We start from the raw sequence: 24,463 nt of genomic DNA on the forward strand, positions 1-24,463 counted from the left end.
TCCTCGTTCAGGCCGTCGCCAGCCAATCGCGATCCTGCAGGAAGTATTCGGTCAATCGGGCTTCTTCGCTGCCCGGCTCCGCTTTCCAGTCGTAGCCCCAGCGCACTTGCGGTGGCAAGGACATCAGGATCGACTCGGTACGTCCGCCCGATTGCAGCCCGAACAGGGTGCCGCGGTCATAGACCAGGTTGAATTCCACGTAGCGCCCACGGCGATACTCCTGGAACTCGCGCTGCTTGGCGGTGAAGGCGTCATGCTTGCGCCGCCGCATGATCGGCAGGTAGGCGTCGATGTAAGCGTCGCCGATGGCGCGCATGAAGGCGAAGCTGGTGTCGAAATCCCAGGCGTTCAGGTCATCGAAGAACAGGCCGCCGATGCCCCGTGGTTCGTTGCGGTGCTTGAGGTGGAAATAGCTGTCGCACCAGGCCTTGTAGCGCGGATACACCTCCGGGCCAAACGGCGCGCAGGCTTGCTCGGCAATGCGGTGCCAGTGCACACAGTCTTCTTCCACGCCGTAGTAGGGCGTCAGGTCGAAGCCGCCGCCAAACCACCAGACCGGCTCTTCGCCTTCCTTTTCCGCGATGAAAAAGCGCACGTTGGCGTGGGACGTCGGCACATGGGGATTGTGCGGATGGATCACCAGCGACACGCCCAGGGCCTCGAAACCGCGCCCGGCCAGTTCCGGCCGATGGGCGCTGGCCGACGGTGGGAGACCGCTGCCAAAGACGTGGGAAAAGTTGACGCCGCCCTTTTCGATCACCGTGCCATTTTCGAGCACCCGGGTGCGCCCACCGCCACCGGCAGGCCGGGACCAGGCGTCTTCGACGAAGCGAGTGCCACCGTCCTCGGTTTCCAGGGCGGCGCAGATACGGTCTTGCAGGTCGAGCAGGTAGGCTTTCACGGCCTCGGTGCGAGTGGACATGACATCACCTTGATCAGGGCTACGCTACGCGGCGTAACGAGCCGGCGGCAAAAAGGGCGCACAGGATACCACCGCGCTTGCCCACGCCACAGTTGACGAAGGTCAAGCTTAGGAGTCCGATAGCAGGCTTGGTAAAAAGTCCCGCGACAAGGAGAGAGTGAAGATGGCCAAACGTATCCAGTTCCGTTCCCACGGCGGCCCCGAAGTGCTTGAGTACCTGGACTATGAGCCCGCCGAGCCGGGCCCGCAGCAGGTGCGCGTCAGCAACAAGGCGATCGGTTTGAATTTCATCGACACCTACTACCGCAGCGGCCTGTACCCGCCGCCGGCACTGCCTTCGGGCCTGGGCGCCGAAGGGGCCGGCGTGGTCGAGGCGGTCGGCACGGGCGTCACACGGTTCAAGGTCGGTGACCGGGTGGCCTACGGCAGCGGTCCGCTGGGCGCCTACAGCGATGTGCACGTACTGCCCGAAGCCAACCTGGTGCACCTGCCGGCGTCCATCAGTTTCGAACAGGCGGCCGGGGTGATGCTCAAGGGCCTCACCGTGCAGTACTTGTTGCGCCAGACCTATGAACTCAAGGGCGGCGAAACCATCCTGTTCCACGCGGCCGCCGGCGGCGTGGGCTCTTTGGCCTGCCAATGGGCCAAGGCCCTGGGCGTGAAGCTGATCGGCACGGTCAGTTCCGCCGAGAAAGCCGCCGTCGCCAAAGCCCACGGTGCTTGGGAAACCATCGACTACAGCAAGGAAAACGTCGCACAGCGTGTACTGGAATTGACTGACGGCAAGAAGGTCCCCGTGGTGTACGACGGCGTCGGCAAGGACACCTGGCTGACGTCCCTCGACTGCGTGGCGCCTCGCGGCCTGCTGGTCAGCTTCGGCAATGCCTCCGGGGCGGTGGATGGCGTGAACCTGGGGATCCTTTCGGCCAAGGGCTCGCTGTACGTCACCCGCCCGACCCTGGCGACCTACGCCAACAACGCCGAAAACCTGCAACGCATGGCCGACGAGCTGTTCGGCATGATCAGCAGCGGCAAGCTCACGGTGGACATCAACCAGCGTTACCCACTGGCGGAAGCGGCCAAGGCCCAGGCAGAACTGTCGGCGCGCCGCACCACGGGGTCGACCATCCTGTTGCCTTGATTCAAAGGTACGCAGCCCTCGAGAACCGGCTGACGCGGTTTGTCTGGAACAACGCGTCAGCCTTTTTTGGGGCGGCTTCGCCACCCAGCGGGAGCAAGCTCCCTCGCCACGGAATACCCGTCCACCGCCACATCCTTGTGAGCAGGGTGTTTTCGGCTCAGTCCGGCCGGACCACTTTTCCAGTCGCCAGGTCGCGGATCACGCTGGGGTTCTTGCGCCCGCCAAGGTTGCCGCCCAGCACCAGGTCGACCTGTCCGCGGAAATACTGCTCGACGCGAATCCGCGTGCGCGCCGCCGGACGGCCCTGGGGGTTGGCCGAGGTGGACACCAGCGGTCCGACCAGGGAACACAAGTCGCGCACGGTGGGGTGGTCGCTGACCCGCAGGGCAACGGTGTCATGCACGCCGGTGATCCATTCCGGCAGCAGGTTCTGGTGCGGCACCAGCCAGGTATTGGGCCCTGGCCAGGTGCTGGCCATGCGATCGATCCACGCTTCGGGGAAGTCTTCGAACAGAAAGTCGAACTGGTGGATGTTGTCCGCCACCAGTATCAGGCCCTTGTCGGGCAGACGCGACTTGATCGCCAGCAGGCGCTCCACCGCTTCCTCGTTCCACGGGTCGCACCCCAGGCCCCAGACCGCTTCGGTTGGATAGGCAATCACCGCCCCGGCGCGAATTTCTCGCGCGGCTTGTTGCACACGCCAACTGTTGACCATGAACGATTCTCCGCAACACAAGATAAGGCTGTGCGCAGTTTACCCATCTTGCTCATAAAACCTAGCGGGCAAACCAGCGTCCGCCGTCGCAGATGGCACGCCCCTCCATTTCCAGCTCGGTCAGCGCCGCTAATACCCTGGGCAGGCCCCAGCCACTGGCATCGGCCAACGCCTCGCTGCTCAGTGGCGCGGCATGGAGCAAGCGCAGCAGCGGATGGATGACCGGCGTGGGCTCCGCCGCCAGGGGCAAGCGCTGCCAACCGCGCAACGCCTCGAGGATGTGCTCGACGGTCTCGACCAACGCCGCACCGTCACGGATCAGTTGATGGCAGCCACGAGCACCGGGGTGATGGATGGAGCCGGGAATCGCATAGACCTCGCGCCCCTGCTCCGCCGCCAGGCGCGCGGTGATCAGCGAGCCACTGGCAACACTGGCCTCGACCACCAGCACACCCAGGGACAAACCGCTGATGATCCGGTTGCGCCGCGGAAAGTGGCTGGCGTGGGGTGGGGCGTCCAACGCAAACTCCGAGAGCACCGCGCTGCCCTGGGCAATCATCGCGTCCGCCAGGCGCCGATTGCGCTGTGGATAAAAATTTTCCAGCCCGGTGCCCAGCACGCCAACGGTGCACCCGCCCACCTCCAGCGCGGCCTGGTGCGCCGCCGCGTCGATGCCCAGGGCCAGGCCACTGGTGATGACAAAACCGGCCCCGGCCAGGCTTCGGGAAAATGCCGCGGCCGTGTCCATTCCCGGTCGCGAAGCCCGGCGGCTGCCGACCATCGCCAACTGGGGTTTTTCCAGGATCGAGGCGTCGCCGGCGACGAACAGCAACGGCGGTGGGTCGCTGATCTGCGCCAGCAGGGCCGGGTAGTCGGCCTGGTCCCACATCCGTAAATGCTGGCCCGGACGCTCTAGCCAGGCCAATGCGTGGGCGGCGCCGTCACGCACTTGGGGGTTGCGCCGAGCCTCGGCACACGCCACGGGCAAGCCCAATGCACGCCAGGCACTGGCTGGCGCGCTGAGGGCTTTGGACGCCGAGCCAAAGGCGTGCAGCAAGGTCATGAAACGTTTGGGTCCCAGCTCCGGCAAGCGGTGCAGGCGTAGCCGGGCCTCCAGTTCCGCCGGGGAAACCGGAGCAGATTCAGGCAATGACATCGGATCATCCTTGATCGTAATAAGCCCCGCGTAAACGGGAACAAGCTGTGGATAACTCTGTTGGTAACTTGTGAGAGACGTTATGGATTACGGACCTTGTCGAGTACCGCCAACGAACGCGAGGCGTACAGCACTAGGCCATAACTGAGCTTGTCGTAGGTGCGGAACACCATCAGCAGTCCAGCTCGCTCATCCGGGATCTTGACCGGTTGGCCAGTGATGCGATCGCGCACGGTTTCGCCGGTCTTCATCACCGCCAGCACATTGCCCTCGACGAGTCCGTCGCGGCGTCCCTTGTTCAGGGTCACTACATCCAGCGCGCCAATCTGGGTGACGCCCCGGGGTACATCGAGAATGACACCGTTGATGGCCGATTCAGGCGCACTGGGCATGAAGGTCGAGTTGATCGAGCGGCCCTCGCCGCTGAACAGGCGATCCCCCAGGCGCACTTCCTGGGTGGTGCGTTGCAGCACCAGGGTGGTGACGTCGCCCTCGCTGGCCACCACCTCGCCGCCACCGATGTCATCGGCGTTGATGCCCAGAAACTCCTTGGTCTCGGGGTCGGTGTAGACCTTGCCCTGGCGGAAAATGCCGTACGCGGTCTCGTTCGGGTCGAAGGTGCCACGGGCGAAGACCCGGTCACCCGCGCCGCTCAGAACCCGCTCGGCATTGCCGGCGACGATGTAGGGGGCCTTGTCGAAGTCCTCGAGCCGATCGACGATGCGATTGCTCAGCAGGAAACTGTTGATGGCTTGCAGGGGAATGCTCGGGATGGCATCGGCCACCGGCGAGCTGCGCACCCGCGGCGACAACTTGATGGTGCCCCGCGAAGCGCCGCGGTTGAGGGTCAGCCGGGGCTGGCCGTCGACATAGACCAGCGACAGGGTGTCACCGGGATAGATCAGGTTGGGGTTTTCGACCTGGGGGTTGGCCTGCCAGAGTTCTGGCCATTTCCAGGGTTCGCGCAGGTATTTGCCGGAAATGTCCCACAGGGTGTCCCCCGTCACCACTGTGTATTGCTGGGGAAAACCTTCCCGAAGTTGCACTTGCCCGTGCGCGATACCGGCCGAGGCCAGGAGCAGCAGGGCGAGTAGTGATTTCCTCATGCGGTGAATCCCTTTATTATGTGCGTTCGCGTAAAACGCCAGAGCCCCCGTGGCTCGCTCCGTCAGGCGCCCTGCTTCAAGCGGCAGCGCCTCGGAACAACGTTTTACAACGGTAGCCTGCATCCCAAGACACGCCAGGCCAGCCACCCGACTTTACCTCACACGTGCATTTATCAAGCTTATGGCCATTTTGAACATTCTCGAATTCCCGGACCCGCGCCTGCGCACTATCGCCAAACCGGTGGCCGTAGTGGACGACGAAGTGCGTCAGTTGGTCGATGACATGTTTGAAACAATGTATGAGGCGCCAGGCATCGGCCTCGCCGCGACCCAGGTCAACGTGCACAAACGTATCGTCGTGATGGACCTCTCCGAAGACCGTAGCGAGCCACGGGTGTTCATCAACCCCGAGTTCGAGACCCTCACCGACGAGATGGAGCAATACCAGGAAGGCTGCCTCTCGGTGCCGGGCTTCTACGAAAACGTCGACCGCCCGCAGAAGGTCAAGATCAAGGCCCTGGACCGCGACGGCCAACCCTACGAGCTGATCGCCGAAGGCTTGCTGGCGGTGTGCATCCAGCACGAGTGTGACCACCTCAACGGCAAGTTGTTCGTCGACTACCTGTCGACCCTCAAGCGTGACCGGATCAAGAAAAAACTGGAAAAACTTCATCGCCAGAATGCTTGATGCCCTCCTTCAAAGGCTTGCCACGGCAAGCCTTTTTCTTTATGCGACTGCTGTGTAACTGAGAGCCTCCCATGACTGAGCCACTGCGCATCGTCTTTGCCGGCACCCCCGAATTTGCCGCCGAACACCTCAAGGCCCTGCTGGCCAGCCCGCATGAAATCGTCGCGGTCTACACCCAGCCCGATCGCCCGGCCGGTCGCGGTCAAAAACTGATGCCCAGCCCGGTCAAGCAACTGGCCGTGGAGAACGGCATCCAGGTCTTGCAGCCGCCGACCCTGCGCGACGCGCAAGCCCAGGCCGAATTGGCCGCGCTGAAACCGGACCTGATGGTGGTGGTCGCCTACGGCCTGATCCTGCCCCAGGTGGTGCTGGACATCCCGCGCCTGGGTTGCATCAACAGCCACGCCTCGCTGCTGCCACGCTGGCGCGGGGCGGCGCCGATCCAGCGCGCCGTGGAAGCGGGTGACGCAGAAAGTGGCGTGACCGTGATGCGCATGGAAGCCGGCCTGGACACCGGGCCGATGCTGCTCAAGGTCAGCACCCCTATCAGCGCCGAAGACACCGGCGGCAGTCTGCACGATCGCCTCGCGCTCATCGGCCCGCCGGCCGTGGTCCAGGCCATTGCCGGCCTGGCCGCCGGTACGTTGGCGGGCGAGGTGCAGGATGACAGCCTCGCCACCTACGCGCACAAACTGAACAAGGACGAGGCTCGCCTCGACTGGGCTCGTCCGGCGGTAGAACTGGAACGCCTGGTGCGCGCGTTCAACCCGTGGCCAATCTGCCACAGCACCCTGAACGGTGAAGCCCTGAAAGTGCTGGCGGCCAGCCTTTGCGCAGGGAAGGGCACTCCCGGTGAAATCCTCGGCGCCAGCAAGGACGGCCTCGTGGTGGCCTGCGGTGAGCAGGCGCTGTGCCTGACGCGCCTGCAATTGCCCGGCGGCAAGGCGCTGAACTTCAGTGATCTGTTCAACAGCCGCCGTGAGAAATTCGCCGTCGGCACCCTGCTGGGCCAAGCGGCGGACGCCTCATGAACCCGCGTCTGGCCGCCGCCAAGGCGCTCGCCGCCGTGCTCAGCGGGAAAGCCTCGCTCAACAGTGCCTTGCCGACCCAGTTGGACAAGGTCGAAGAACGTGATCGCGGCTTCACCCAGGACCTGGCCTTCGGCACCGCCCGCTGGCAACCACGGCTGTCGGCCCTGGCGGCCAAGCTGTTGCAGAAACCGTTCAAGGGCGCCGACGCGGACGTCGAGGCGCTGTTGCTGGTGGGGTTGTATCAACTGCTCTACAGCCGCGTGCCCGCCCACGCCGCCATCGGCGAAACCGTGGGTTGCGCCGACAAGCTGAAAAAACCCTGGGCCAAGGCCCTGCTCAACGCCGTGCTGCGCCGCGCCCAGCGCGAAGGCGAAGCCCTGCTGGCCGAGCTGGAACACGACCCGGTGGTGCGCACCGCCCACCCGCGCTGGTTGCAAAAGTCCCTGAAGGCGTTCTGGCCCCAGCAGTGGGAAGCCATTTGCGCGGCCAACAATGCCCATCCGCCGATGATCCTGCGGGTCAACCGTCGGCACCACACCCGCGATGCCTACCTGGCCTTGCTGGGCGAGGCCGGCATTGCCGCCGCGCCGTGCGTGTACAGCCGCGACGGTATCGTCCTGGAGACCCCGGGCGATGTCCGCGCGCTGCCGGGCTTTGCCGAGGGCTGGATCAGCGTCCAGGACGAAGCGGCCCAACTGGCCGCCGACCTGCTGGACCTGGCACCCGGCCAACGGGTACTGGACGCCTGCTGCGCGCCGGGTGGCAAGACGTGCCACATCCTCGAAGCCGAGCCGAAGCTGGCCGGCGTGGTGGCCGTCGACCTGGAAGCCAAGCGCCTGGTGCGGGTCAAGGAAAACCTCGAGCGCCTGGGCCTGGACGCCGAGCTGATCGCCGCCGACGGCCGCGACACCGAGGCCTGGTGGGACGGCAAGCCGTTCCAGCGCATCCTGTTGGACGCACCTTGCTCGGCCACCGGGGTGATCCGCCGCCACCCGGACATCAAGCTCACCCGCCAACCCGACGACATCGCTGCCCTGGCGTCGTTGCAGGGCGAACTGCTCGACGCGCTGTGGCAGACCCTCGATGTCGGCGGCATCCTGCTGTACGCCACCTGTTCGACGCTGCCGACCGAGAACACCGACGTGATCGCGGCCTTCCTCACCCGCACCCCCGGTGCCCGGGAGCTGGACATCGCCAGCCAGGCCGGCCTGAAGCAGCCCCATGGCCGCCAGTTGCTGGCCCAAGAGGGCGGTCACGACGGGTTCTACTACGCCAAGCTGATCAAGATCGCCGCCGCGCGCGGTTAAGACCGATTCGAAAGGAGTGACCGGATGAAAATCATCATCCTTGGCGCCGGGCAGGTCGGCGGTTCGCTGGCGGAACACCTGGCCAGCGAGGCCAATGACATCACCGTGGTCGATACCGACGGTGAACGCCTGCGAGACCTGGGCGACCGTCTCGACATCCGCACCGTGCAGGGTCGGGGCTCATTGCCGACGGTACTGCGCCAGGCCGGGGCCGACGATGCCGACATGCTCGTGGCCGTCACCAACAGCGATGAAACCAACATGGTCGCCTGCCAGGTCGCCCACACCCTGTTCCACACCCCGACCAAGATCGCCCGGGTGCGCGAAGCGGCCTACCTGACCCGTTCCGACCTGTTCGACAACGAAGCCATCCCGGTGGATGTGCTGATCAGCCCCGAGCAGGTGGTGACCAACTACATCAAGCGCCTGATCGAGCATCCGGGGGCCTTGCAGGTGATCGACTTTGCCGAAGGCCAGGCACAACTGGTGGCGGTGAAGGCCTACTACGGTGGCCCGTTGGTGGGCCAGCAACTGCGCCAACTGCGCGAGCACATGCCCAATGTCGAGACCCGTGTGGCGGCGATCTTCCGCCGCGACCGGCCGATCCTGCCCCAGGGCGACACGGTGATCGAAGCCGACGACGAGGTGTTTTTCATCGCGGCCAAGGCGAACATTCGCGCAGTGATGAGCGAAATGCGCCGCCTCGACGAAAGCTACAAGCGCATCGTGATCGCCGGCGGCGGGCAGATTGGCGAACGCCTGGCCGAAGCCATCGAGAGCCGTTACCAGGTCAAGATCATCGAGATGAGCCCCGCCCGCTGCCGCTACCTCTCGGACACCCTCGACAGCACCGTGGTGCTGCAGGGCAGCGCCTCGGACCGGGACCTGCTGCTGGAAGAGAACATCGCCGATGCCGACATCTTCCTGGCCCTGACCAACGACGACGAAGCCAACATCATGTCGTCACTGTTGGCCAAGCGCCTGGGGGCGAAGAAGGTGATGACCATCATCAACAACCCGGCCTATGTCGACCTCATCCAGGGCGGCGACATCGACATCGCCATCAGCCCGCAACTGGCGACCATCGGCACCTTGCTGGCGCATGTGCGGCGCGGCGACATCGTCAGCGTGCACTCCCTGCGCCGGGGCGCGGCCGAGGCCATCGAGGCGATTGCCCATGGCGATGCCAAATCCAGCAAAGTGATCGGCAAGGCCATCCGCGACATCGGCCTGCCACCGGGCACCACCATCGGCGCCATCATCCGCGATGAAGAAGTGTTGATTGCCCATGACGACACGGTGGTCCAGGCGGGCGACCATGTGATCCTGTTCCTGGTGGACAAGAAGCACATTCGCGATGTCGAGAAGCTGTTCCATGTGGGGTTGAGCTTTTTCTGACCCAGGATCCGCCGTGACAGTAAATGGCCTCATCGCGAGCAAGCGCGCCCCCACAGGTGGAGTACATTCCCAGTGGGAGCGAGCTTGCTCGCGATAGCCACCTGACTCGCAGCCGATCAATCCCTGCCACAACTCACAAGGACGCCAACCATGCTCGACTCCCTGGAAAAAATGCTCGCCAAGGGTGTGGATAACCCGTTGCTGCGCTTCGGCCTGGGCAAGGGCTATCTCGACCTTGGCGAATTCCCCCGTGCCGCCGCGCACCTGCAACGCTGCGTCGAGCTCGACCCCCAGTATTCGGCTGCCTGGAAACTGCTGGGCAAGGCGCATCAGGGCCGGGGGGATCTTGCGGCGGCGCGCACGGCCTGGGAGCGGGGCCTGGACGCTGCCCGGGGCCATGGCGACAAGCAGGCCGAGAAAGAAATGACCGTGTTTCTCAAGAAACTCGACCGACAAGCCTGACGCCGCTGGAGCGCGTCGCCTTATAACGACTCCAGGCACCCCGCCAGGTCATTGCCCAGTTTTTCCAGCAGTTGCTCGTATCCTTGCGCGGTCGCCGGGGTGTAGCCACCCAATGCGTCCAGTTCCGCCAGCTTCACCGGCAACCCGGCCACCAGGGTTTCAGCCAGGCGTGGCCGCAGGGGCGGCTCGCTGAACACGCAGGTCTTGCCCACGGCCTGCAAGCGCGTACGCATCGCCGCTACGTGCTGGGCACCGGGCTGGACTTCGGCCGCCACGGCGAACACCCCGGCGTGCTTGAGGCCGTAGTGGTCTTCGAAATAGTCGAACGCTTCGTGGAAGACGAAGTACGGCTTGCCCGCGACCCCGGCCAGACGGCCCTTGAGGCGCGTGTCCAGAGCGTCGAGGCGCTGGTTGAAGCCTGCGAGGTTGCTTTGATAGCGCGAGGCATTGGCTGGATCGGCCGCGCTCAGGTCCGCGGCCATTTTTGCGGCGATCACTCGGGCATTGAGCGGCGAAAGCCACAGATGCGCGTCGATCGTGCCGGGACGATGATCATGATCGTGCTCGTCGCCATCCTCGTCGGTATGGGAATGGCTGTCCTCGGCGAAATGACGCAGCTTGAGTCCCGGCAAGTCCTGCAGCGCGACAGAAGGCGCCGTACGACCGTTCAACACCCGCGGCAGGAAACCTTCCATGTCGGGGCCGATCCAGTAGAGCAGGTCCACCGACTGCACTTTGCGTACATCGGAGGGCCGCAGCGCGTAGTGATGGGGCGAAGCGCCGGGCGGCAGCAGCACCTCAGGCACGCCCAGGCCGTCCTGCACCGCCGCGGCAATCAGTTGCAACGGCTTGATACTGGTCAGGACCTTGACCTCGGCCTGGGCTGGGGCAATCAACAGGAAATTGGCGAAAAAAGCGACAAAGAGCAAAAAAAATCGGGACACGATGACCACTCGAAGAGGCGAGAACGGGTAACATAATAACGTCTCTCACTGAACTCGTCGCTGCCCATGCCTATTACACCCCTTGCCAGTCGCCCCCATGATCACTCCCACTGCGTGCACAGCGCGCTGTCCGAGGCCGATGCCATCTGCGCACGCCAAGGGTTGCGCCTGACGGCGTTGCGCCGCCGGGTGCTGGAGTTGGTCTGGCAAAGCCACAAGCCGCTGGGCGCCTACGACATCCTGGCGGTACTCAGCGAGCAGGATGGCCGCCGCGCCGCGCCGCCGACGGTGTATCGCGCGCTGGATTTCCTGCTGGAAAACGGTCTGGTGCATCGCATTTCCTCGCTCAACGCCTTCGTCGGCTGCAACCACCCGGAACATACCCACCAGGGCCAGTTCCTGATCTGCCGCGAATGCCACGCCGCCATCGAGCTGGAACAGAAATCCATTAGCGATGCGATCATCGCCAGCGCCCAGGACGTCGGCTTCGTGGTCGACACCCAGACCGTCGAAGTGGTCGGCCTCTGCTCCGGCTGCCAGGGGGCCTGATGAGCGACGCATTGATCCGCCTCGAACAGGTGGCCGTCAAGTTCGCCGGGCAGAACGTGCTGGATGACATCCACCTGAGCGTCGAACCCGGGCAGATCGTGACATTGATCGGCCCCAACGGTGCCGGCAAGACCACCCTGGTGCGCGCCGTGCTGGGCTTGCTCAAGCCCGACAGCGGCAACGTCTGGCGCAAGCCGAAGCTGCGGATCGGCTACATGCCGCAAAAACTCCACGTCGATCCGACGTTGCCGCTGTCGGTCCTGCGTTTCCTGCGCCTGGTTCCCGGCGTCGATCGCGAGCGCGCCCTGGCGGCGCTCAACGAAGTCGGGGCCGAACAGGTCATCGACAGCCCGGTGCAAAGCGTGTCCGGCGGCGAGATGCAACGCGTGCTGCTGGCCCGGGCGCTGCTGCGCGAGCCGGAGCTGCTGGTACTCGACGAGCCGGTCCAGGGCGTCGATGTGGCGGGCCAGGCCGAGCTGTACAGCCTGATTACCCGCTTGCGCGACCGGCACGGTTGCGGCGTGCTAATGGTGTCCCATGACCTGCACCTGGTGATGAGCACCACCGACCAGGTGGTCTGCCTCAACCGTCACGTCTGCTGCTCCGGGCACCCCGAGCAGGTCAGCGGCGACCCGGCATTCGTCGAGCTGTTCGGAAAGAACGCACAAAGCCTGGCGATTTATCACCACCACCATGACCACGCCCACGACCTGCACGGTTCGGTGGTCATTGGTGCGCCGGTTACCCCCCATGTTCACGGAGATGGCTGCAAGCATGGCTGATTTTCTGTTGTATGCCCTGCTCGCAGGCCTGGCCCTGGCACTCGTGGCCGGGCCCCTGGGTTCGTTCGTAGTCTGGCGGCGCATGGCCTATTTTGGCGACACCTTGTCCCACGCGGCGTTGCTCGGCGTGGCCCTGGGGTTTTTACTGGACGTCAGCCCGGCGGTGGCGGTGACCGTGGGCTGCCTGTTGCTGGCGGTGGTGCTGGTGACGCTGCAACAGCGCCAGCCGCTGGCGTCCGACACGCTGCTGGGCATCCTGGCACCGAGCACGTTGTCCCTTGGCCTGGTGGTGCTCAGCTTCATGCACGATGTGCGCATCGACCTGATGGCTTACCTGTTCGGCGACCTGTTGGCCATCAGCCCGGTCGACCTGTCGTGGATCCTGGGGGGCAGTGCCGCGGTGCTGGCGCTGCTGGTGGCGCTTTGGCGCCCGCTGCTGGCCGTCACCGTGCACGAGGAACTGGCGCGGGTCGAAGGCCTGCCCGTGACGGGGCTGCGCCTGGCCTTGATGCTGTTGATTGCGGTGGTCATCGCCGTGGCCATGAAGATCGTCGGTGTGTTGCTGATTACTTCGTTGCTGATCATTCCGGCGGCTGCGGCACAACGTCACGCCCGCTCGCCGGAGCAGATGGCCCTGGGCGCGAGCCTGCTGGGCATGCTCGCAGTGAGCGGCGGGCTGGCCCTTTCCTGGTTCAAGGACACCCCGGCCGGCCCATCGATCGTGGTCAGCGCCGCCGCGCTGTTTCTGCTGAGTTTTGTCCTGCCTCGTCGAGGGGTGTAGACTTGCTCGCTTTTTGCGCAAATAGAGAGTCGCAGGAATGAAGCCGTTCGCCTCCCGTTATCTGCTCCTAGTCGCGCTTTCAGTGCTACTGGGCGCTTGCCAGAGTACGCCGCCGGTCACCGAGGCCCCCGATACCCGGGGCCCGGCCATCGCGCAGCTGGAACAAAGCCTGGCCGCCAATGAGCTGGCCACCGCTGAAGACCAACTGGCCACCTTGCAGGCCCAATCGCCTGAAGATGCGTCGCTGGAACCCTTCCAACGCCAGTTGGCCGAGGCCTACCTGCGCCGCAGCCAGATCGACCTGCAAAAGGGTGACGTCAACGCCGCCGCCACCGCTCTGAGCCGTGCCCGAGCCTTGATGCCCAAGGCCCCAGCGCTTACCGGCGAAGTCAACAGCGCCATTGCACAAGCGCGCAAGGCCGACCTGGACAAAGCCGAAGCGGCCCTCAAGGCGGCCGAAGCCAAGCCGGTCGCCAAGCTGATCGACCCCAGCGCCGAAAGCACCACCGTGGCGTTGAACATTGCCGATGTGCAGCAAATGCGTCGCCAACTGGATGCCATTGCCGCCGATGTGGTGAATTACCAATGTGATGTCAGCATCCAGGCACCGCGCACCGATGATTATCCGTGGTTGGCGACACTGCTGACCAAGCGGGTCAAGAAACTCGACCCCGGGTTCGACTTGAAGCTGCGCAAGCAGATCCTGCGCAGCGTTCCGGCGCAAGTGGTTCTTACACCGCGTAAATCCTAAAAGCCTCGCGAGCAGGCTCGCCCCCACAAGGTTCAGTGATTCATCACAAGACCCTGTGGGAGCGAGCTTGCTCGCGATGGCGTACTGAAAGGCAACAATGCCTTTTCAGACACTCCTCAAGCCGGAATCGCCTTGGCCTTGGGCTCCCGCGCCCACACCCGGTGTTGCGCAATCGCGTCGAAGAACGCCTGGAACTTGCTGGCATCCGCGTCGGGAATCAGCCCGGCATCCGCCTCCAGCTTCAACAGCACCAGCAACTGCCGGGCTTCCCCGTTGAGCGCGATGGCCTTCAGGTGCTTGTAGGCTTCCAACAGGTAATGCAACGCCACGCCATCGCTACTCAGCGCCTGGATGGACTGCGCGCCGCCTGGGACGAACACCGCGTCGAAGGCAATCGACGGCATCCCTTCCATGGACGCGTCCACCGGCAACGTTTGCCCATCGGCGGTGGTGACCGGCGCAGAGGTCGGCCCCAGGACCTTGGCGTGAGCGCCCTCGGCCTCCAATGCCTGTTTGAGCGCATCGATGATCGCGCCATCGACGCGATCAGCCACCAGCACCGCGACCTTGCGGGTCTTGATGTCGCCCGAGAGCAGGTTCGCCTGGCTCAGGGCCGGGGATTTCTCCAGCGAAGGCGTCGGCACGTCCACGGTGCAAGCGGTGGGCACTGGCAGACCCAGGTTTTTCGCTACTCGCCCGGCCAGTTCCAGGTCGATGTTGGCCAGGATCTCGTTGACCTGCCGCGCCCGGATGAACTCCCGCTCCACTTTGCCCAGCTCGAAGCTATAGGCCGCGATGATGTGCTCCTGCTCATGCGGGCTCATGCTCTTGTAGAACAGCCGCGCCTGGGAGAAATGATCGCCGAACGAATCGCTGCGCTGGCGGATCTTGTGGGCATCGATGCGCTCCGGATAACTCTCAAAGCCGCCGTCCTGCGGGCCGGGCGGGGTTTCCTTCGGCCAGCCGCCGTCGATGGAGTTCGGCTCGTAGGACGTGCGCCCCTTGTCGATGGTGGTGCGGTGCATGGCGTCACGCTGGCCGTTGTGCACCGGAGTGATGGCACGGTTGATCGGTAACTCATGAAAGTTCGGCCCACCGAGTCGGCTGATTTGCGTATCGGTGTAGGAAAAGAGTCGACCTTGCAGCAACGGGTCGTTGGAAAAATCGATACCCGGCACGATGTGCCCAGGGCAGAAGGCGACCTGCTCGACTTCGGCGAAGAAGTTGTCCGGGTTGCGGTTCAGCACCATTTTGCCCAGGGGCGTGATGGGCACCAGCTCTTCGGGGATGATCTTGGTCGGGTCGAGCAGGTCGAAGTCGAACTTGTGCTCGTCTTCCTCGGCGACGATCTGTACGCCGAACTCCCATTCCGGGTAGTCGCCCATCTCGATCGCTTCCCACAGGTCGCGACGGTGGTAGTCGGTGTCTTTACCGGCCAGCTTCTGGGCTTCGTCCCACACCAGGGAACAGGTGCCGACCTTGGGTCGCCAGTGGAATTTGACGAAACTGCTGCGGCCTTCGGCGTTGATCATGCGGAAGGTGTGCACGCCAAAGCCTTGCATGCTGCGCAGGCTTTTTGGAATGGCCCGGTCGGACATCGCCCAGATCACCATGTGGGCCGACTCCGGCACCAGCGAGACAAAGTCCCAGAAGGTGTCGTGGGCCGAGCCACCGGTAGGGATCTCGTTATGCGGCTCGGGTTTGACCGCATGGACGAAGTCGGGAAACTTGATCGCGTCCTGAATGAAGAACACCGGCATGTTGTTGCCTACCAGGTCGAAGTTGCCTTCGTCGGTGAAAAACTTCACCGCAAAACCGCGTACGTCCCGCACCGTGTCACCGGAACCCCGTGGGCCCTGCACAGTGGAAAACCGCACGAACACCGGCGTTTTCTTGCTCGGGTCTTGTAGGAAACCGGCCTTGGTCAGCGCCGAATGGGCTTCATAGCTCTGGAAGTAACCGTGGGCGCCAGTGCCGCGGGCGTGGACGATACGCTCCGGGATGCGCTCGTGGTCAAAATGCGTGATCTTTTCACGCATGATGAAGTCTTCCAGTAACGACGGCCCACGGGCGCCGGCGCGCAGGGTGTTCTGGTTGTCGGCGATTTTCACGCCCTGATTGGTGCGCAACGCCTGTTCGGTGGCGTCGGAGCGGAAGGTTTCCAGGCTGTCGAGCTTGGCGTTGGTGTTGCCGCGGTCCAGGGTGTCGGTCCCGGCCAACTGGCTCTTGTCGACCGGGGGCTTGTTGGTGCTCATCAGGCGTCACTCCTCTTTGCGATCTGTGGCTGCTTTAGGAGTGACCCGCACCGCCAGGCGGTGTTCCTTTTTTATGCCTTTGATCGCGTTATTGCCAAATGACAGGTCAGATCGCAAATAAATGCTAAGAACCTCTATACGGACAGGCTAAAATGCGCGCCCGGCTAACCGCTGATCTTTTTCCAACGCGCCCCACAAGGTTCGCTACGTGATCGAGTTTCAAAACGTCCATAAAACCTACCGGGTCGCCGGTAAGGATATCCCCGCCCTGCACCCGACCAGTCTGACGATTGAGAACGGTCAGGTCTTCGGCCTCATCGGCCATTCCGGTGCGGGAAAAAGTACCCTGCTGCGCCTGATCAATCGCCTGGAAGACTCCAGCGGCGGCAAGATCATCGTCGACGGTGAAGAAGTCACCGCCCTGGACGCAGGCGGCCTGCGGCGCTTTCGCCAGCAGGTCGGGATGATCTTCCAGCACTTCAACCTGCTGGCCTCCAAGACCGTGGCCGACAACGTGGCGCTGCCACTGACGCTAGCCGGCGAATTGTCCCGCAGCGAAATCGACCAGCGCGTCGCCGAGTTGCTCGCCCGCGTCGGCTTGTCCGACCACGCCAAGAAGTACCCGGCGCAATTGTCCGGCGGCCAGAAGCAGCGCGTCGGCATCGCCCGTGCCCTGGCGACCAAGCCCAAGATCTTGCTGTGCGACGAAGCCACCAGCGCGCTGGACCCGCAGACCACCGCCTCGGTGCTGCAACTGCTGGCCGAAATCAACCGCGAGCTGAAGCTGACCATCGTGCTGATCACCCATGAAATGGACGTGATTCGTCGGGTCTGTGATGAAGTGGCGGTGATGGACGCCGGCGTGATTGTCGAGCAGGGGCCGGTGGCCCAGGTGTTCCTGCACCCCAAGCACCCGACCACCAAGCGTTTCGTCCAGGAAGACGAGCAGATCGACGAGAGCGAACAGCGCGACGATTTTGCCCACGTGCCCGGGCGCATCGTGCGTCTGACGTTCCAGGGCGATGCGACCTACGCCCCATTGCTCGGCACCGTCGCCCGGGAAACCGGAGTGGACTACAGCATCCTCGCGGGGCGTATCGACCGCATCAAAGACACCCCCTACGGGCAACTGACCCTCGCCATCACCGGCGGTGACATGGAGGCGGCGTTCGCCCGCTTCACCGCGGCCGATGTCCACATGGAGGTGCTGCGCTGATGGAACTGCTGACGAATTTCTTTGCAAACATCGACTGGCTGGAGATCTGGCTGGCCACCGGCGACACCTTCCTGATGCTGTTCGGCTCGCTGTTGTTCACCGTGCTGCTCGGCCTGCCCCTGGGCGTGCTGCTGTTTTTGTGCAGCCCGCGCCAGTTGCTCGAAGCCCGCGGCGTTTATGCGCTGTTGTCGCTGATCGTCAACATCCTGCGCTCGCTGCCGTTCATCATCCTGTTGATCGTGATGATCCCGTTCACGGTATTGATTACCGGGACCTCGCTGGGCGTGGCCGGGGCAATTCCGCCGCTGGTGGTCGGTGCGACACCGTTCTTTGCCCGTCTGGTGGAAACCGCCCTGCGCGAAGTCGACCGCGGCATCATCGAGGCGACCCAGGCCATGGGCGCAACGACCCGGCAGATCATCGTCAACGCCTTGCTGCCGGAGGCCCGTCCGGGCATCTTTGCCGCGATTACGGTGACCGCGATCACGCTGGTGTCCTACACGGCCATGGCCGGTGTGGTGGGCGCCGGTGGCTTGGGCGACCTGGCGATCCGCTTCGGCTACCAGCGCTTCCAGACCGATGTCATGGTGGTCACGGTGGTGTTGCTGCTGGTGCTGGTGCAGGTCCTGCAAACCGTGGGCGACAAGCTGGTTGTGCATTTCTCTAGAAAATAAGGCGTCGTGCCAAAACCATGAGCCAGCCATTCGCTGGCAGGTGCCGCAAGCGGGCACTCACAAGGAGTTAGCTGAATGAAGAAGTTACTGGTTGCCTTCGCTGCCGTCGCAGCCTTTTCCGCCCACGCCGCCGAGACCCTGAGCGTCGCGGCAACGCCGGTACCGCACGCGGAAATCCTCGAGTTCGTCAAACCGGCGCTGGCCAAGGAAGGCGTGGACCTCAAGGTCAAGGTCTTCACCGACTACATCCAGCCCAACGTACAAGTCGCCGAAAAACGCCTGGACGCCAACTTCTTCCAGCACCAGCCGTACCTGGATGAATTCAACAAGGCCAAGGGCACCCACCTGGTGAGCGTGGTCGGCGTGCACCTGGAGCCTCTGGGCGCGTACTCCAGCAAGTACAAGAAACTCGACGAACTGCCGGGCGGCGCCAACGTGGTCATCCCCAACGACGCCACCAACGGCGGCCGTGCGCTGCTGCTGCTGGCCAAAGCCGGGGTGATCAAGCTCAAGGATCCGACCAACATCCTGTCGACCATCAAAGACATCACCGAGAACACCAAGGACCTGAAATTCCGTGAACTGGAAGCCGCGACCATCCCACGCGTGCTGACCCAGGTCGACCTGGCGCTGATCAACACCAACTATGCGCTGGAAGCCAAGCTCGATCCGTCCAAGGATGCGCTGGTGATCGAAGGCAGCGACTCGCCTTACGTGAACATCCTGGTGGCGCGTGAGGATGACAAGGACAGTGAGGCGATGAAGAAGCTGGTCGCGGCGCTGCATAGCCCGGAAGTGAAGGCTTTTATTCTTGAGAAGTACAAAGGCGCGGTATTGCCGGCGTTTTGATTTGAAACGTAATGAATGAGTGAAGGCGGGGAGATGCATGGGAATGCATCTCCCCGTTTTTGTTTGGAGGATGAGCGTTGTGCGTTATGCCTGAACCAGTGCGTTAAAAAACCACTCGTAGAGTGCCTCTGGGTGGTATTCGGGAAAATACGCAACTAACACGGTTGAAGTTACAAGCACCAGCACCACCAAAAGCGCGGTAAGTAGCTTTACCAACGTCGAGAGAGGTGGATTGGGCGGGCCGTATTTATTAATCGCTTTACGCCCCGGAAGCATGACGAGCGGAAGCGTTATCAAAAAGCCGATAACAGGGAACACGCTGAGAATTCCCCATATTATCGGACTCCAGCCTATATCACGTGCCCTGCGTACCAGTAGAGACACGTCGAGCAGGATGGCAGGAACGACAACGGTGACACCAACTATCAGCAAAACCACCAGTTGATGGCGCAACCCCACCATAAAGAACGCCAGCAAAATGCACGGAAGAACCAGCACCAAGGGCACACGAATCAGCCAGAAGCGCGCCAGAGAAATACGTCCGGAAAAATCAAGAATTCTGGGTTTTGAAAACGTGACAACCTCGTCGTCAATCAGTTGAGCGTCGCCCGGTTTGTATGGGTTTTCGATTTCGCTGCTGATGCTGCCGAAAACCGGTTCTATCCTTGCCATTTAGCGCTGTTCCCTTGTGTTTTGATGGTGCTATTCACGTCACAACGTTTACGCCTCGTATCTAATCGAAGGCCGGCATCAAACTCAAGAGAAAACACTATCGTGTAAAGGGGGGCGAAAACCCGACATAACGCGTCGGGTTTTCTTTTAACGGCTTACCCGTTTCGCGGCTCGACGTTATCTAACACTCGGTTCGCCAGCAACGAACTCAACTCAATCAATTGCTGGATACCGAGAGCGATGTGACGGCGTGAGCCTTCCAGGTCGAAGGCCAGGTTACTGACCATCGCGTCGGCTGCCGCCAGGGTTTCGCTGAGGTTGGCGAGCAGGCATTCGTTGTCGGCGTTTTTTGCGACGGTGAAGAGCTGGCCCGGTTGGGACGCATCTTCTGATTTTTCCGATTTTGGTAGCAGGTAATAATCCAAGACGCGATTGGTGGCTTCGTCGTGTTTCTTGGCTTTGGGTTTGGTTCGCGAGGAAGCTTGGTCCGCCTCTGGCGGATTCGGTGTAGGTTTGAACATTTACTAAGTCCTGTAGGTGAAGCCGCAACCCTCTAGCTACTAAACAAGGGGAGGCAGCTGTACGCAGGTTAGTAGACCGGGGACTTAGCAAGCCGGCGCGCCCGAGGGCGCCCTGCGCACAACCGCCATCAAATATAGGCATGGAGACGCCTGTCTGACGGAGCTAATGCACCTACTAAATACCGCGGGCTACTAAACCCGACCACTGATGGGCAGTGGCAGGAAAACGATAGAGCCCAGAGGCAAGGTGCACAAGCGGGCGGATTCTGGCGTAGTTGTAGGCAATGACGCAAGGTTGGGTAGCCTGGCGGACGGTTAGCGGCGGGAGGATAAACAGGGCTTGGGTTTGGCCTGAAAATTGGGGCTAGGTGGGTTTGCGCTTGGGGTTTGAATTGGCTTTGCGGTTTTGTCTTTAGGAATTTTTCAGGGTGGTTGGGGCTGCTTTGCAGCCCAGCGGGAGCAAGCTCCCTCGCCACGAATGTTGACCGACTCGGGAATACCCCGCTCGATACCTGGTAGCTACTTGTCTTTCGGCCAGATAAAGAAGAGCCGAGGACAGAATAAAACTTACTCTTTCTTATCCGCAGGCACTCATGAATTCATTACACGAAGACAATCGAAAGCGCTTGATACGACTCATCGACCAGATCCCGGTTAACGCGAACCCCGAGGGTTGGACTCATGTCACCTCGATAGCCGTCGGCGGGCTGCTATCGGTAGGGTTCTCGCAGAAAGGTCCTTATTTGCTGGTTGTCTCAAGCTCGGGTCGGAGTGTTGTGCACTGCGACACAGGAGAAAAAATTGAGCGCGATTATGAAGAATATGCGGGCTTGAGTGAGCTCGGGTTGCATTGCCAGGGCATTGGCGTGATCGCCGATGAAGTCGTACCGCTGTGTGGCCTACAGGGCGGTGGCTTGCCCACCGGCAACACGGCCGGGGAAGGGCTGGAGTTGGTTTCTCCGGATTGGCCTGAAAACCGCCTTATTCTAAGCAAACCCTTCAAGGATGCCCTGATGGAGGGTCATCAAAAGGATTGCACGGTGATCTACAAAGGCCACGTGAGGGCGTTCGGATTCTCCTGGTGTGGGAACTACATCGTCGCGGCGTGCAGCAGCGACCTCGATCTTTGGTCGAGAGCGTCAAAGCTGTAACGACGGGCAGCGCGGCGGCGAGGGCGTTGCAGTTGTACTTCATTGTTCTCCAACCCTCATGATAGATTCCCCGCCGCGACCTCTAATCAATAGAGGGCATTCAGGGAGAGAAGTGAGTGATCAAGTCTTTGTTGGTTGGGGCGTTGCTGGCAATGGCATCGGCATCTGCATTCGCGATGAGCTGCGATAACCCTAGAAACGCCTACGACAGAACCTATTGCGCGTCGCTGAAAATGGTTCAGTCGGATCAGGAGATCAATGAACAGTACAAGAAGACGATGAGTGCGCTGAACCCGGATCAGAAGAAAAAGGTGAAAGCCGCGCAAATCCAGTGGATCAAAAATCGTGACAGCGCTTGCTCCAACGATGGCCTGCTCTACCTGGACTGTGCCAATGAGAAGACCGAGGCGCGTATCGTCATACTCAAGGCTGTCGAGCGCGAGTGCCGTGCCGCTGGTTGCGACGACGCCAAGCTGTCGCAAGTCGAGTAAGCCGTAAAACAATGAGCATGCAGGGCTTGCTCTCGCTCATTCAACGGTGCGCTGCATCCCTTTCGCACCCGTGACTCATTCGCGGGACAAGCGAAAAGCCGCAAAGAGAAACCCGACGTAAGCGTCGGGTTTTTCTTTGGCGGGTTCACCCGCGATCCAACACCCGACTCGCCAGCCAGGCACTCAACTCGCCCGTGGCCGCTGACGAGGCATTCTCATTGCTACGCGGCACCGCGCTCGACCATCGCACGCCATGCCTGGACGCTGGGGCGCTGTTGCATCCTGGCGTGCCAGGCGCGCAGCGCGGCACAGTCCTCGGGCACGGGGAGTTGCACCAGCGAGGCGAAGATCATGCCGCCCAACACGGCAATGTCGGCCATCGAAAACGCGTCGCCCGCCACGTAGGGTTGGTCTTTGAGCAGGTTGTCGAAATAACGCATGCCGCGGACAGCCTTGTCACCCATCCGGCGGCCCCACTCAGCGTTCTGGTACAGCTCGACCTGCGGGCCCAGGCCCGGCGTAGCGTGGTGGAAGTAGGCGCTGACGGCATCGAGGAATTCGATTTCGGCGCGCTTGGTCATCATATGGATGATGCCTTGCTCGAGCGGCGTCCTACCCGTCAGCGTCGGCTCACCGTCCAGGCCATCCAGGTACTGGGTAATGGCCGTGCACTCGGCGATTCGCGTCCCGTCATCCAGCTCCAGCACGGGCAATGTCCCGGAGTAGTTGATGGCCAGGAATTCAGGTGCCTTGTGCTCGCCGGTCCAGAGATTGATCGGTACGAACTCAACGTTCGACAGCAAGCCCTTTTCCGCCAGCGCGATGCGCACGCGGGCGGGGTAGGGGCCGTTGAACCAGTCGTAGATTTTCAGCGTAGTGGGCGTTGAAGATGCGTCATTGCGTTGCTGCGGAGCGGTCATGATTGTATCCCTGCCTGTCAGTTGGTAGGCAAAGACTGGGCCCTATTTTCTACCTCGTCAAGCCCCTACCTGACAATTGGCAGGTAAGCGGTGATGGGCGTAGAATCCCTGCCTCTGATCCATTTGAATCTCGAAGCGAGGTGGCAAACGTGAACGAAAATGCTCGAGAGGCCATTTTGGCGGCGGCCCGATCAGCCGCCCAACTGCACGGTTACAGCGGGATCAATTTCCGTAGCATTGCCGAAGAAGTCGGCATCAAGAATGCGAGCATCTACTACCACTTCCCGAGCAAGGCTGGTCTGGGTGCCGCGGTCGCCGAACGCTATTGGCAAGACACGCGCCAGGCTTTGGAGCAGATACGCGCCGCCCACCCCGATCCGGCTGAGTGTCTGCGGCGCTACCCTTCCATTTTTCGCAGCTCGCTGAAGAACGGCAACAGGCTGTGCCTGTCCAGCTTCATGGCGGCCGAATCCGAAGACCTGCCCGAAGAAGTGATGCGAGAGGTCAAGGCGTATGCGGACGTCAACGTGGCGTGGCTGACCCAGGTGCTGGTCGATGCCGGAGCCGGCACCCCGCAAGCCTGCGAGCGTCGAGCCTTGGCCATCTACACCGCCGTCGCGGGCGCGCAGTTGATTGCGCGAACGCGGATGGACGTCGACCTGTTCGATGACCTGATAGCCAGTTACCAGGAAACGGGATTGATTCCAGCCTGACTGTCGGCGCCCTTTGCCCAGGTGGTTTCCCAGCCGCGCGACTTTGCGCAGGCTACGTGCGTAATTCGGTTGTTTGCGTTGCTGGCGAGGTGCCACAATCGTTCTTTTTTTGCGTCAGGCTCAGGTGAATCACATGGATTGCCTAGGATCTCGGAGTGACCAGGATTTCTTCATCGCCGAGCAGGTGCGAACCGATCGATTGCAGCAACTCTTCCGCCAATCGGTTTCAGCGGTATTGGGCAGCTACCTGGCGGCCATCATGCTCAGCTGGCTGTGCTGGGACCGCCTTGAACACAGCGTGATCCTCTGGTGGCTGGGCATCCTGACCGGTACGACGCTGCTGCGCCTGTCGATGTTCGTGGCCTATTTCCGCAGCACCCAAAGTGAGCGCACACCGCAACGCTGGGAGCGCCGGTATTGGGCCACGCTGGTGCTGTCCGCCAGCGTCTGGGGGGGCGGGGCCTTCGTGATCATGCCGGCGGACGATCTGTTGTCCCAGGCGCTGGTCATGCTCTTTTCGGTCGGCATGTCCGTCAGCGCAGTGGCCTGTTACTCGGCCTACCGCGACATGACCCTCGTTTCCATCGGCCTGGTGCTGTTGCCGTGCACCGCCTGGCTGCTGGTCCAGCCGTCCACGATGCAAATGGGCCTGGCCCTTTCGATCCTGGTGTTCGCCGCCTTCGCCGCCCGCGCCACCCGGAAAATGTCCAAGGCCCTGGAAACCGCCTTCCGCCTGACCCGCGAAATGGAGCAGGCCAACAGCATCTCGACCCGTGCCGCCCAAACCGACGAACTGACCGGCCTGAAGAGCCGGCGAGCGTTCTTCGAACACGCCCAGCGGCTCTACCACGACTGCAAGATCCATCGCCTGGAACTGTGCGTCGTGATGCTGGACATGGACCACTTCAAGCACATCAACGACACCTACGGTCATCAAGTGGGGGATCAGGTCTTGCGGCAGATGGGCGTGGTCATCAGCTCGTCGTTTCGTGCCACGGATATCCACGGCCGGCTCGGCGGCGAAGAATTCGCCATTTTGCTGCCCAACACCTCCCTGGCAGTGGCCATCGACATTGCGCAGACGCTCGTATCGACGATTGCCGGGTTGAAGGTCGACCCCGTCCAACGCATCACCGCCAGCCTTGGCGTTGCCTCCACGGCGGCGGGGCATAAAGACCTTAATGGCCTGATGAACAACGCGGACAAGGCGCTGTACCAGGCGAAGGCGTTGGGGCGCAATCAAGTGGCGGTGGCGCAGCCGTCGTAAA

At 62.4% G+C, this 24,463-nt stretch carries 26 protein-coding genes; 17 read left to right on the forward strand and 9 right to left on the reverse strand.

Features of this window, described 5'->3' with window-relative positions; genetic code table 11:
• Positions 1-7: 7 nt before the first annotated feature.
• The gene (locus VM99_27370; protein AKK01567.1) at positions 8-922 is read right to left on the reverse strand and encodes a coproporphyrinogen III oxidase; all 915 of its coding nucleotides are present in this window, start codon (positions 920-922) and stop codon (positions 8-10) included.
• A gap of 163 nt (positions 923-1,085) precedes the next feature.
• On the opposite strand from VM99_27370, the gene VM99_27375 reads away from it, so the two are divergent.
• Positions 1,086-2,063 carry a quinone oxidoreductase gene (locus VM99_27375; GenBank protein AKK01568.1) on the forward strand — a complete coding sequence of 326 codons (978 nt, stop codon included), beginning with the start codon at positions 1,086-1,088 and terminating at the stop codon, positions 2,061-2,063.
• Positions 2,064-2,220: 157 nt separating this feature from the next.
• Here VM99_27375 and VM99_27380 read toward each other — a convergent pair whose 3' ends face one another.
• The 3 genes from VM99_27380 to VM99_27390 form a co-directional block, all read right to left on the reverse strand.
• A complete protein-coding gene (locus tag VM99_27380) occupies positions 2,221-2,778 on the reverse strand; it encodes a tRNA threonylcarbamoyladenosine biosynthesis protein RimN (GenBank protein ID AKK01569.1) in 558 nt (185 codons plus the stop codon).
• Between the two features lie 61 nt (positions 2,779-2,839).
• Complete coding sequence (locus tag VM99_27385; protein ID AKK01570.1) at positions 2,840-3,934, reverse strand: DNA processing protein DprA; 1,095 nt, start codon at positions 3,932-3,934, stop codon at positions 2,840-2,842.
• Positions 3,935-4,014: 80 nt separating this feature from the next.
• The gene (locus tag VM99_27390) at positions 4,015-5,040 is read right to left on the reverse strand and encodes a peptidoglycan-binding protein (GenBank protein AKK01571.1); all 1,026 of its coding nucleotides are present in this window, start codon (positions 5,038-5,040) and stop codon (positions 4,015-4,017) included.
• 181 nt (positions 5,041-5,221) lie between these two features.
• Here VM99_27390 and VM99_27395 point away from each other — a divergent pair, with 181 nt between their 5' ends.
• The 5 genes from VM99_27395 (at position 5,222) to VM99_27415 (ending at position 9,926) form a co-directional block, all read left to right on the forward strand.
• Positions 5,222-5,728, forward strand: a complete 507-nt coding sequence (locus VM99_27395) for a peptide deformylase (GenBank protein AKK01572.1) — start codon at positions 5,222-5,224, stop codon at positions 5,726-5,728.
• Between the two features lie 71 nt (positions 5,729-5,799).
• Positions 5,800-6,759 (forward strand): methionyl-tRNA formyltransferase, encoded by a 960-nt coding sequence (gene fmt / locus VM99_27400; GenBank protein ID AKK01573.1) that lies wholly within the window; start codon positions 5,800-5,802, stop codon positions 6,757-6,759.
• Positions 6,756-8,066: a 16S rRNA methyltransferase gene (locus VM99_27405; GenBank protein ID AKK01574.1), complete on the forward strand. Its 1,311-nt coding sequence runs from the start codon at positions 6,756-6,758 to the stop codon at positions 8,064-8,066. The genes fmt and VM99_27405 overlap by 4 nt, the downstream gene beginning before the upstream one ends.
• 24 nt (positions 8,067-8,090) lie before the next feature.
• Entirely contained in the window at positions 8,091-9,464 is a 1,374-nt protein-coding gene (gene trkA, locus VM99_27410; protein ID AKK01575.1) for a potassium transporter peripheral membrane component, read from the forward strand.
• Between the two features lie 150 nt (positions 9,465-9,614).
• The gene (locus tag VM99_27415; protein ID AKK01576.1) at positions 9,615-9,926 is read left to right on the forward strand and encodes a hypothetical protein; all 312 of its coding nucleotides are present in this window, start codon (positions 9,615-9,617) and stop codon (positions 9,924-9,926) included.
• 20 nt (positions 9,927-9,946) lie between these two features.
• Here VM99_27415 and VM99_27420 read toward each other — a convergent pair whose 3' ends face one another.
• Entirely contained in the window at positions 9,947-10,870 is a 924-nt protein-coding gene (locus tag VM99_27420; GenBank protein AKK01577.1) for an ABC transporter substrate-binding protein, read from the reverse strand.
• A 66-nt stretch (positions 10,871-10,936) separates the two neighbouring features.
• Between VM99_27420 and VM99_27425 the strand changes: the two genes are divergently transcribed.
• The 4 genes from VM99_27425 to VM99_27440 are packed head-to-tail and all read left to right on the forward strand — an operon-like array spanning position 10,937 to position 13,733.
• A complete protein-coding gene (locus tag VM99_27425; protein ID AKK01578.1) occupies positions 10,937-11,419 on the forward strand; it encodes a Fur family transcriptional regulator in 483 nt (160 codons plus the stop codon).
• A complete protein-coding gene (locus VM99_27430) occupies positions 11,419-12,201 on the forward strand; it encodes a zinc ABC transporter ATP-binding protein (protein AKK01579.1) in 783 nt (260 codons plus the stop codon). Before VM99_27425 ends, VM99_27430 begins: the two co-directional genes overlap by 1 nt.
• A complete protein-coding gene (locus VM99_27435; GenBank protein ID AKK01580.1) occupies positions 12,194-12,982 on the forward strand; it encodes a membrane protein in 789 nt (262 codons plus the stop codon). Before VM99_27430 ends, VM99_27435 begins: the two co-directional genes overlap by 8 nt.
• 37 nt (positions 12,983-13,019) lie before the next feature.
• Positions 13,020-13,733 carry a lipoprotein gene (locus VM99_27440; GenBank protein AKK01581.1) on the forward strand — a complete coding sequence of 238 codons (714 nt, stop codon included), beginning with the start codon at positions 13,020-13,022 and terminating at the stop codon, positions 13,731-13,733.
• Between the two features lie 116 nt (positions 13,734-13,849).
• Here the strand turns inward: VM99_27440 and katE are convergent, their stop codons facing one another.
• Entirely contained in the window at positions 13,850-15,988 is a 2,139-nt protein-coding gene (gene katE, locus VM99_27445) for a hydroperoxidase (GenBank protein AKK01582.1), read from the reverse strand.
• 208 nt (positions 15,989-16,196) lie between these two features.
• Here katE and VM99_27450 point away from each other — a divergent pair, with 208 nt between their 5' ends.
• The 3 genes from VM99_27450 to VM99_27460 all read left to right on the forward strand — a co-directional run bounded on the left by VM99_27450 (position 16,197) and on the right by VM99_27460 (position 18,727).
• Positions 16,197-17,204, forward strand: a complete 1,008-nt coding sequence (locus tag VM99_27450; protein ID AKK01583.1) for a methionine ABC transporter ATP-binding protein — start codon at positions 16,197-16,199, stop codon at positions 17,202-17,204.
• A complete protein-coding gene (locus tag VM99_27455; GenBank protein AKK01584.1) occupies positions 17,204-17,878 on the forward strand; it encodes a metal ABC transporter permease in 675 nt (224 codons plus the stop codon). The genes VM99_27450 and VM99_27455 overlap by 1 nt, the downstream gene beginning before the upstream one ends.
• A 75-nt stretch (positions 17,879-17,953) precedes the next feature.
• Positions 17,954-18,727, forward strand: coding sequence for a methionine ABC transporter substrate-binding protein (locus VM99_27460; GenBank protein AKK01585.1), 774 nt, complete (start codon positions 17,954-17,956; stop codon positions 18,725-18,727).
• A gap of 84 nt (positions 18,728-18,811) precedes the next feature.
• On the opposite strand, the gene VM99_27465 is transcribed toward VM99_27460, so the two are convergent.
• Both VM99_27465 and VM99_27470 read right to left on the reverse strand, forming a co-directional pair.
• Positions 18,812-19,399 carry a hypothetical protein gene (locus VM99_27465; protein ID AKK01586.1) on the reverse strand — a complete coding sequence of 196 codons (588 nt, stop codon included), beginning with the start codon at positions 19,397-19,399 and terminating at the stop codon, positions 18,812-18,814.
• Positions 19,400-19,554: 155 nt separating this feature from the next.
• Positions 19,555-19,920 (reverse strand): hypothetical protein, encoded by a 366-nt coding sequence (locus VM99_27470; protein ID AKK01587.1) that lies wholly within the window; start codon positions 19,918-19,920, stop codon positions 19,555-19,557.
• Between the two features lie 593 nt (positions 19,921-20,513).
• On the opposite strand from VM99_27470, the gene VM99_27475 reads away from it, so the two are divergent.
• Positions 20,514-21,071 (forward strand): hypothetical protein, encoded by a 558-nt coding sequence (locus VM99_27475; protein AKK01588.1) that lies wholly within the window; start codon positions 20,514-20,516, stop codon positions 21,069-21,071.
• A 152-nt stretch (positions 21,072-21,223) separates the two neighbouring features.
• Positions 21,224-21,562: a hypothetical protein gene (locus VM99_27480; GenBank protein AKK01892.1), complete on the forward strand. Its 339-nt coding sequence runs from the start codon at positions 21,224-21,226 to the stop codon at positions 21,560-21,562.
• A 221-nt stretch (positions 21,563-21,783) separates the two neighbouring features.
• Here the strand turns inward: VM99_27480 and VM99_27485 are convergent, their stop codons facing one another.
• Positions 21,784-22,482: a glutathione S-transferase gene (locus tag VM99_27485; GenBank protein ID AKK01589.1), complete on the reverse strand. Its 699-nt coding sequence runs from the start codon at positions 22,480-22,482 to the stop codon at positions 21,784-21,786.
• 149 nt (positions 22,483-22,631) lie between these two features.
• Between VM99_27485 and VM99_27490 the strand changes: the two genes are divergently transcribed.
• Together VM99_27490 and VM99_27495 are read left to right on the forward strand one after the other, a co-directional pair.
• Positions 22,632-23,195, forward strand: coding sequence for a transcriptional regulator (locus VM99_27490; protein ID AKK01893.1), 564 nt, complete (start codon positions 22,632-22,634; stop codon positions 23,193-23,195).
• A 133-nt stretch (positions 23,196-23,328) separates the two neighbouring features.
• Positions 23,329-24,462: a diguanylate cyclase gene (locus tag VM99_27495; GenBank protein AKK01590.1), complete on the forward strand. Its 1,134-nt coding sequence runs from the start codon at positions 23,329-23,331 to the stop codon at positions 24,460-24,462.
• Position 24,463 lies beyond the last annotated feature (1 nt).

It is taken from the genome of Pseudomonas chlororaphis (assembly GCA_001023535.1).
Taxonomy (GTDB): domain Bacteria; phylum Pseudomonadota; class Gammaproteobacteria; order Pseudomonadales; family Pseudomonadaceae; genus Aquipseudomonas; species Aquipseudomonas chlororaphis_E.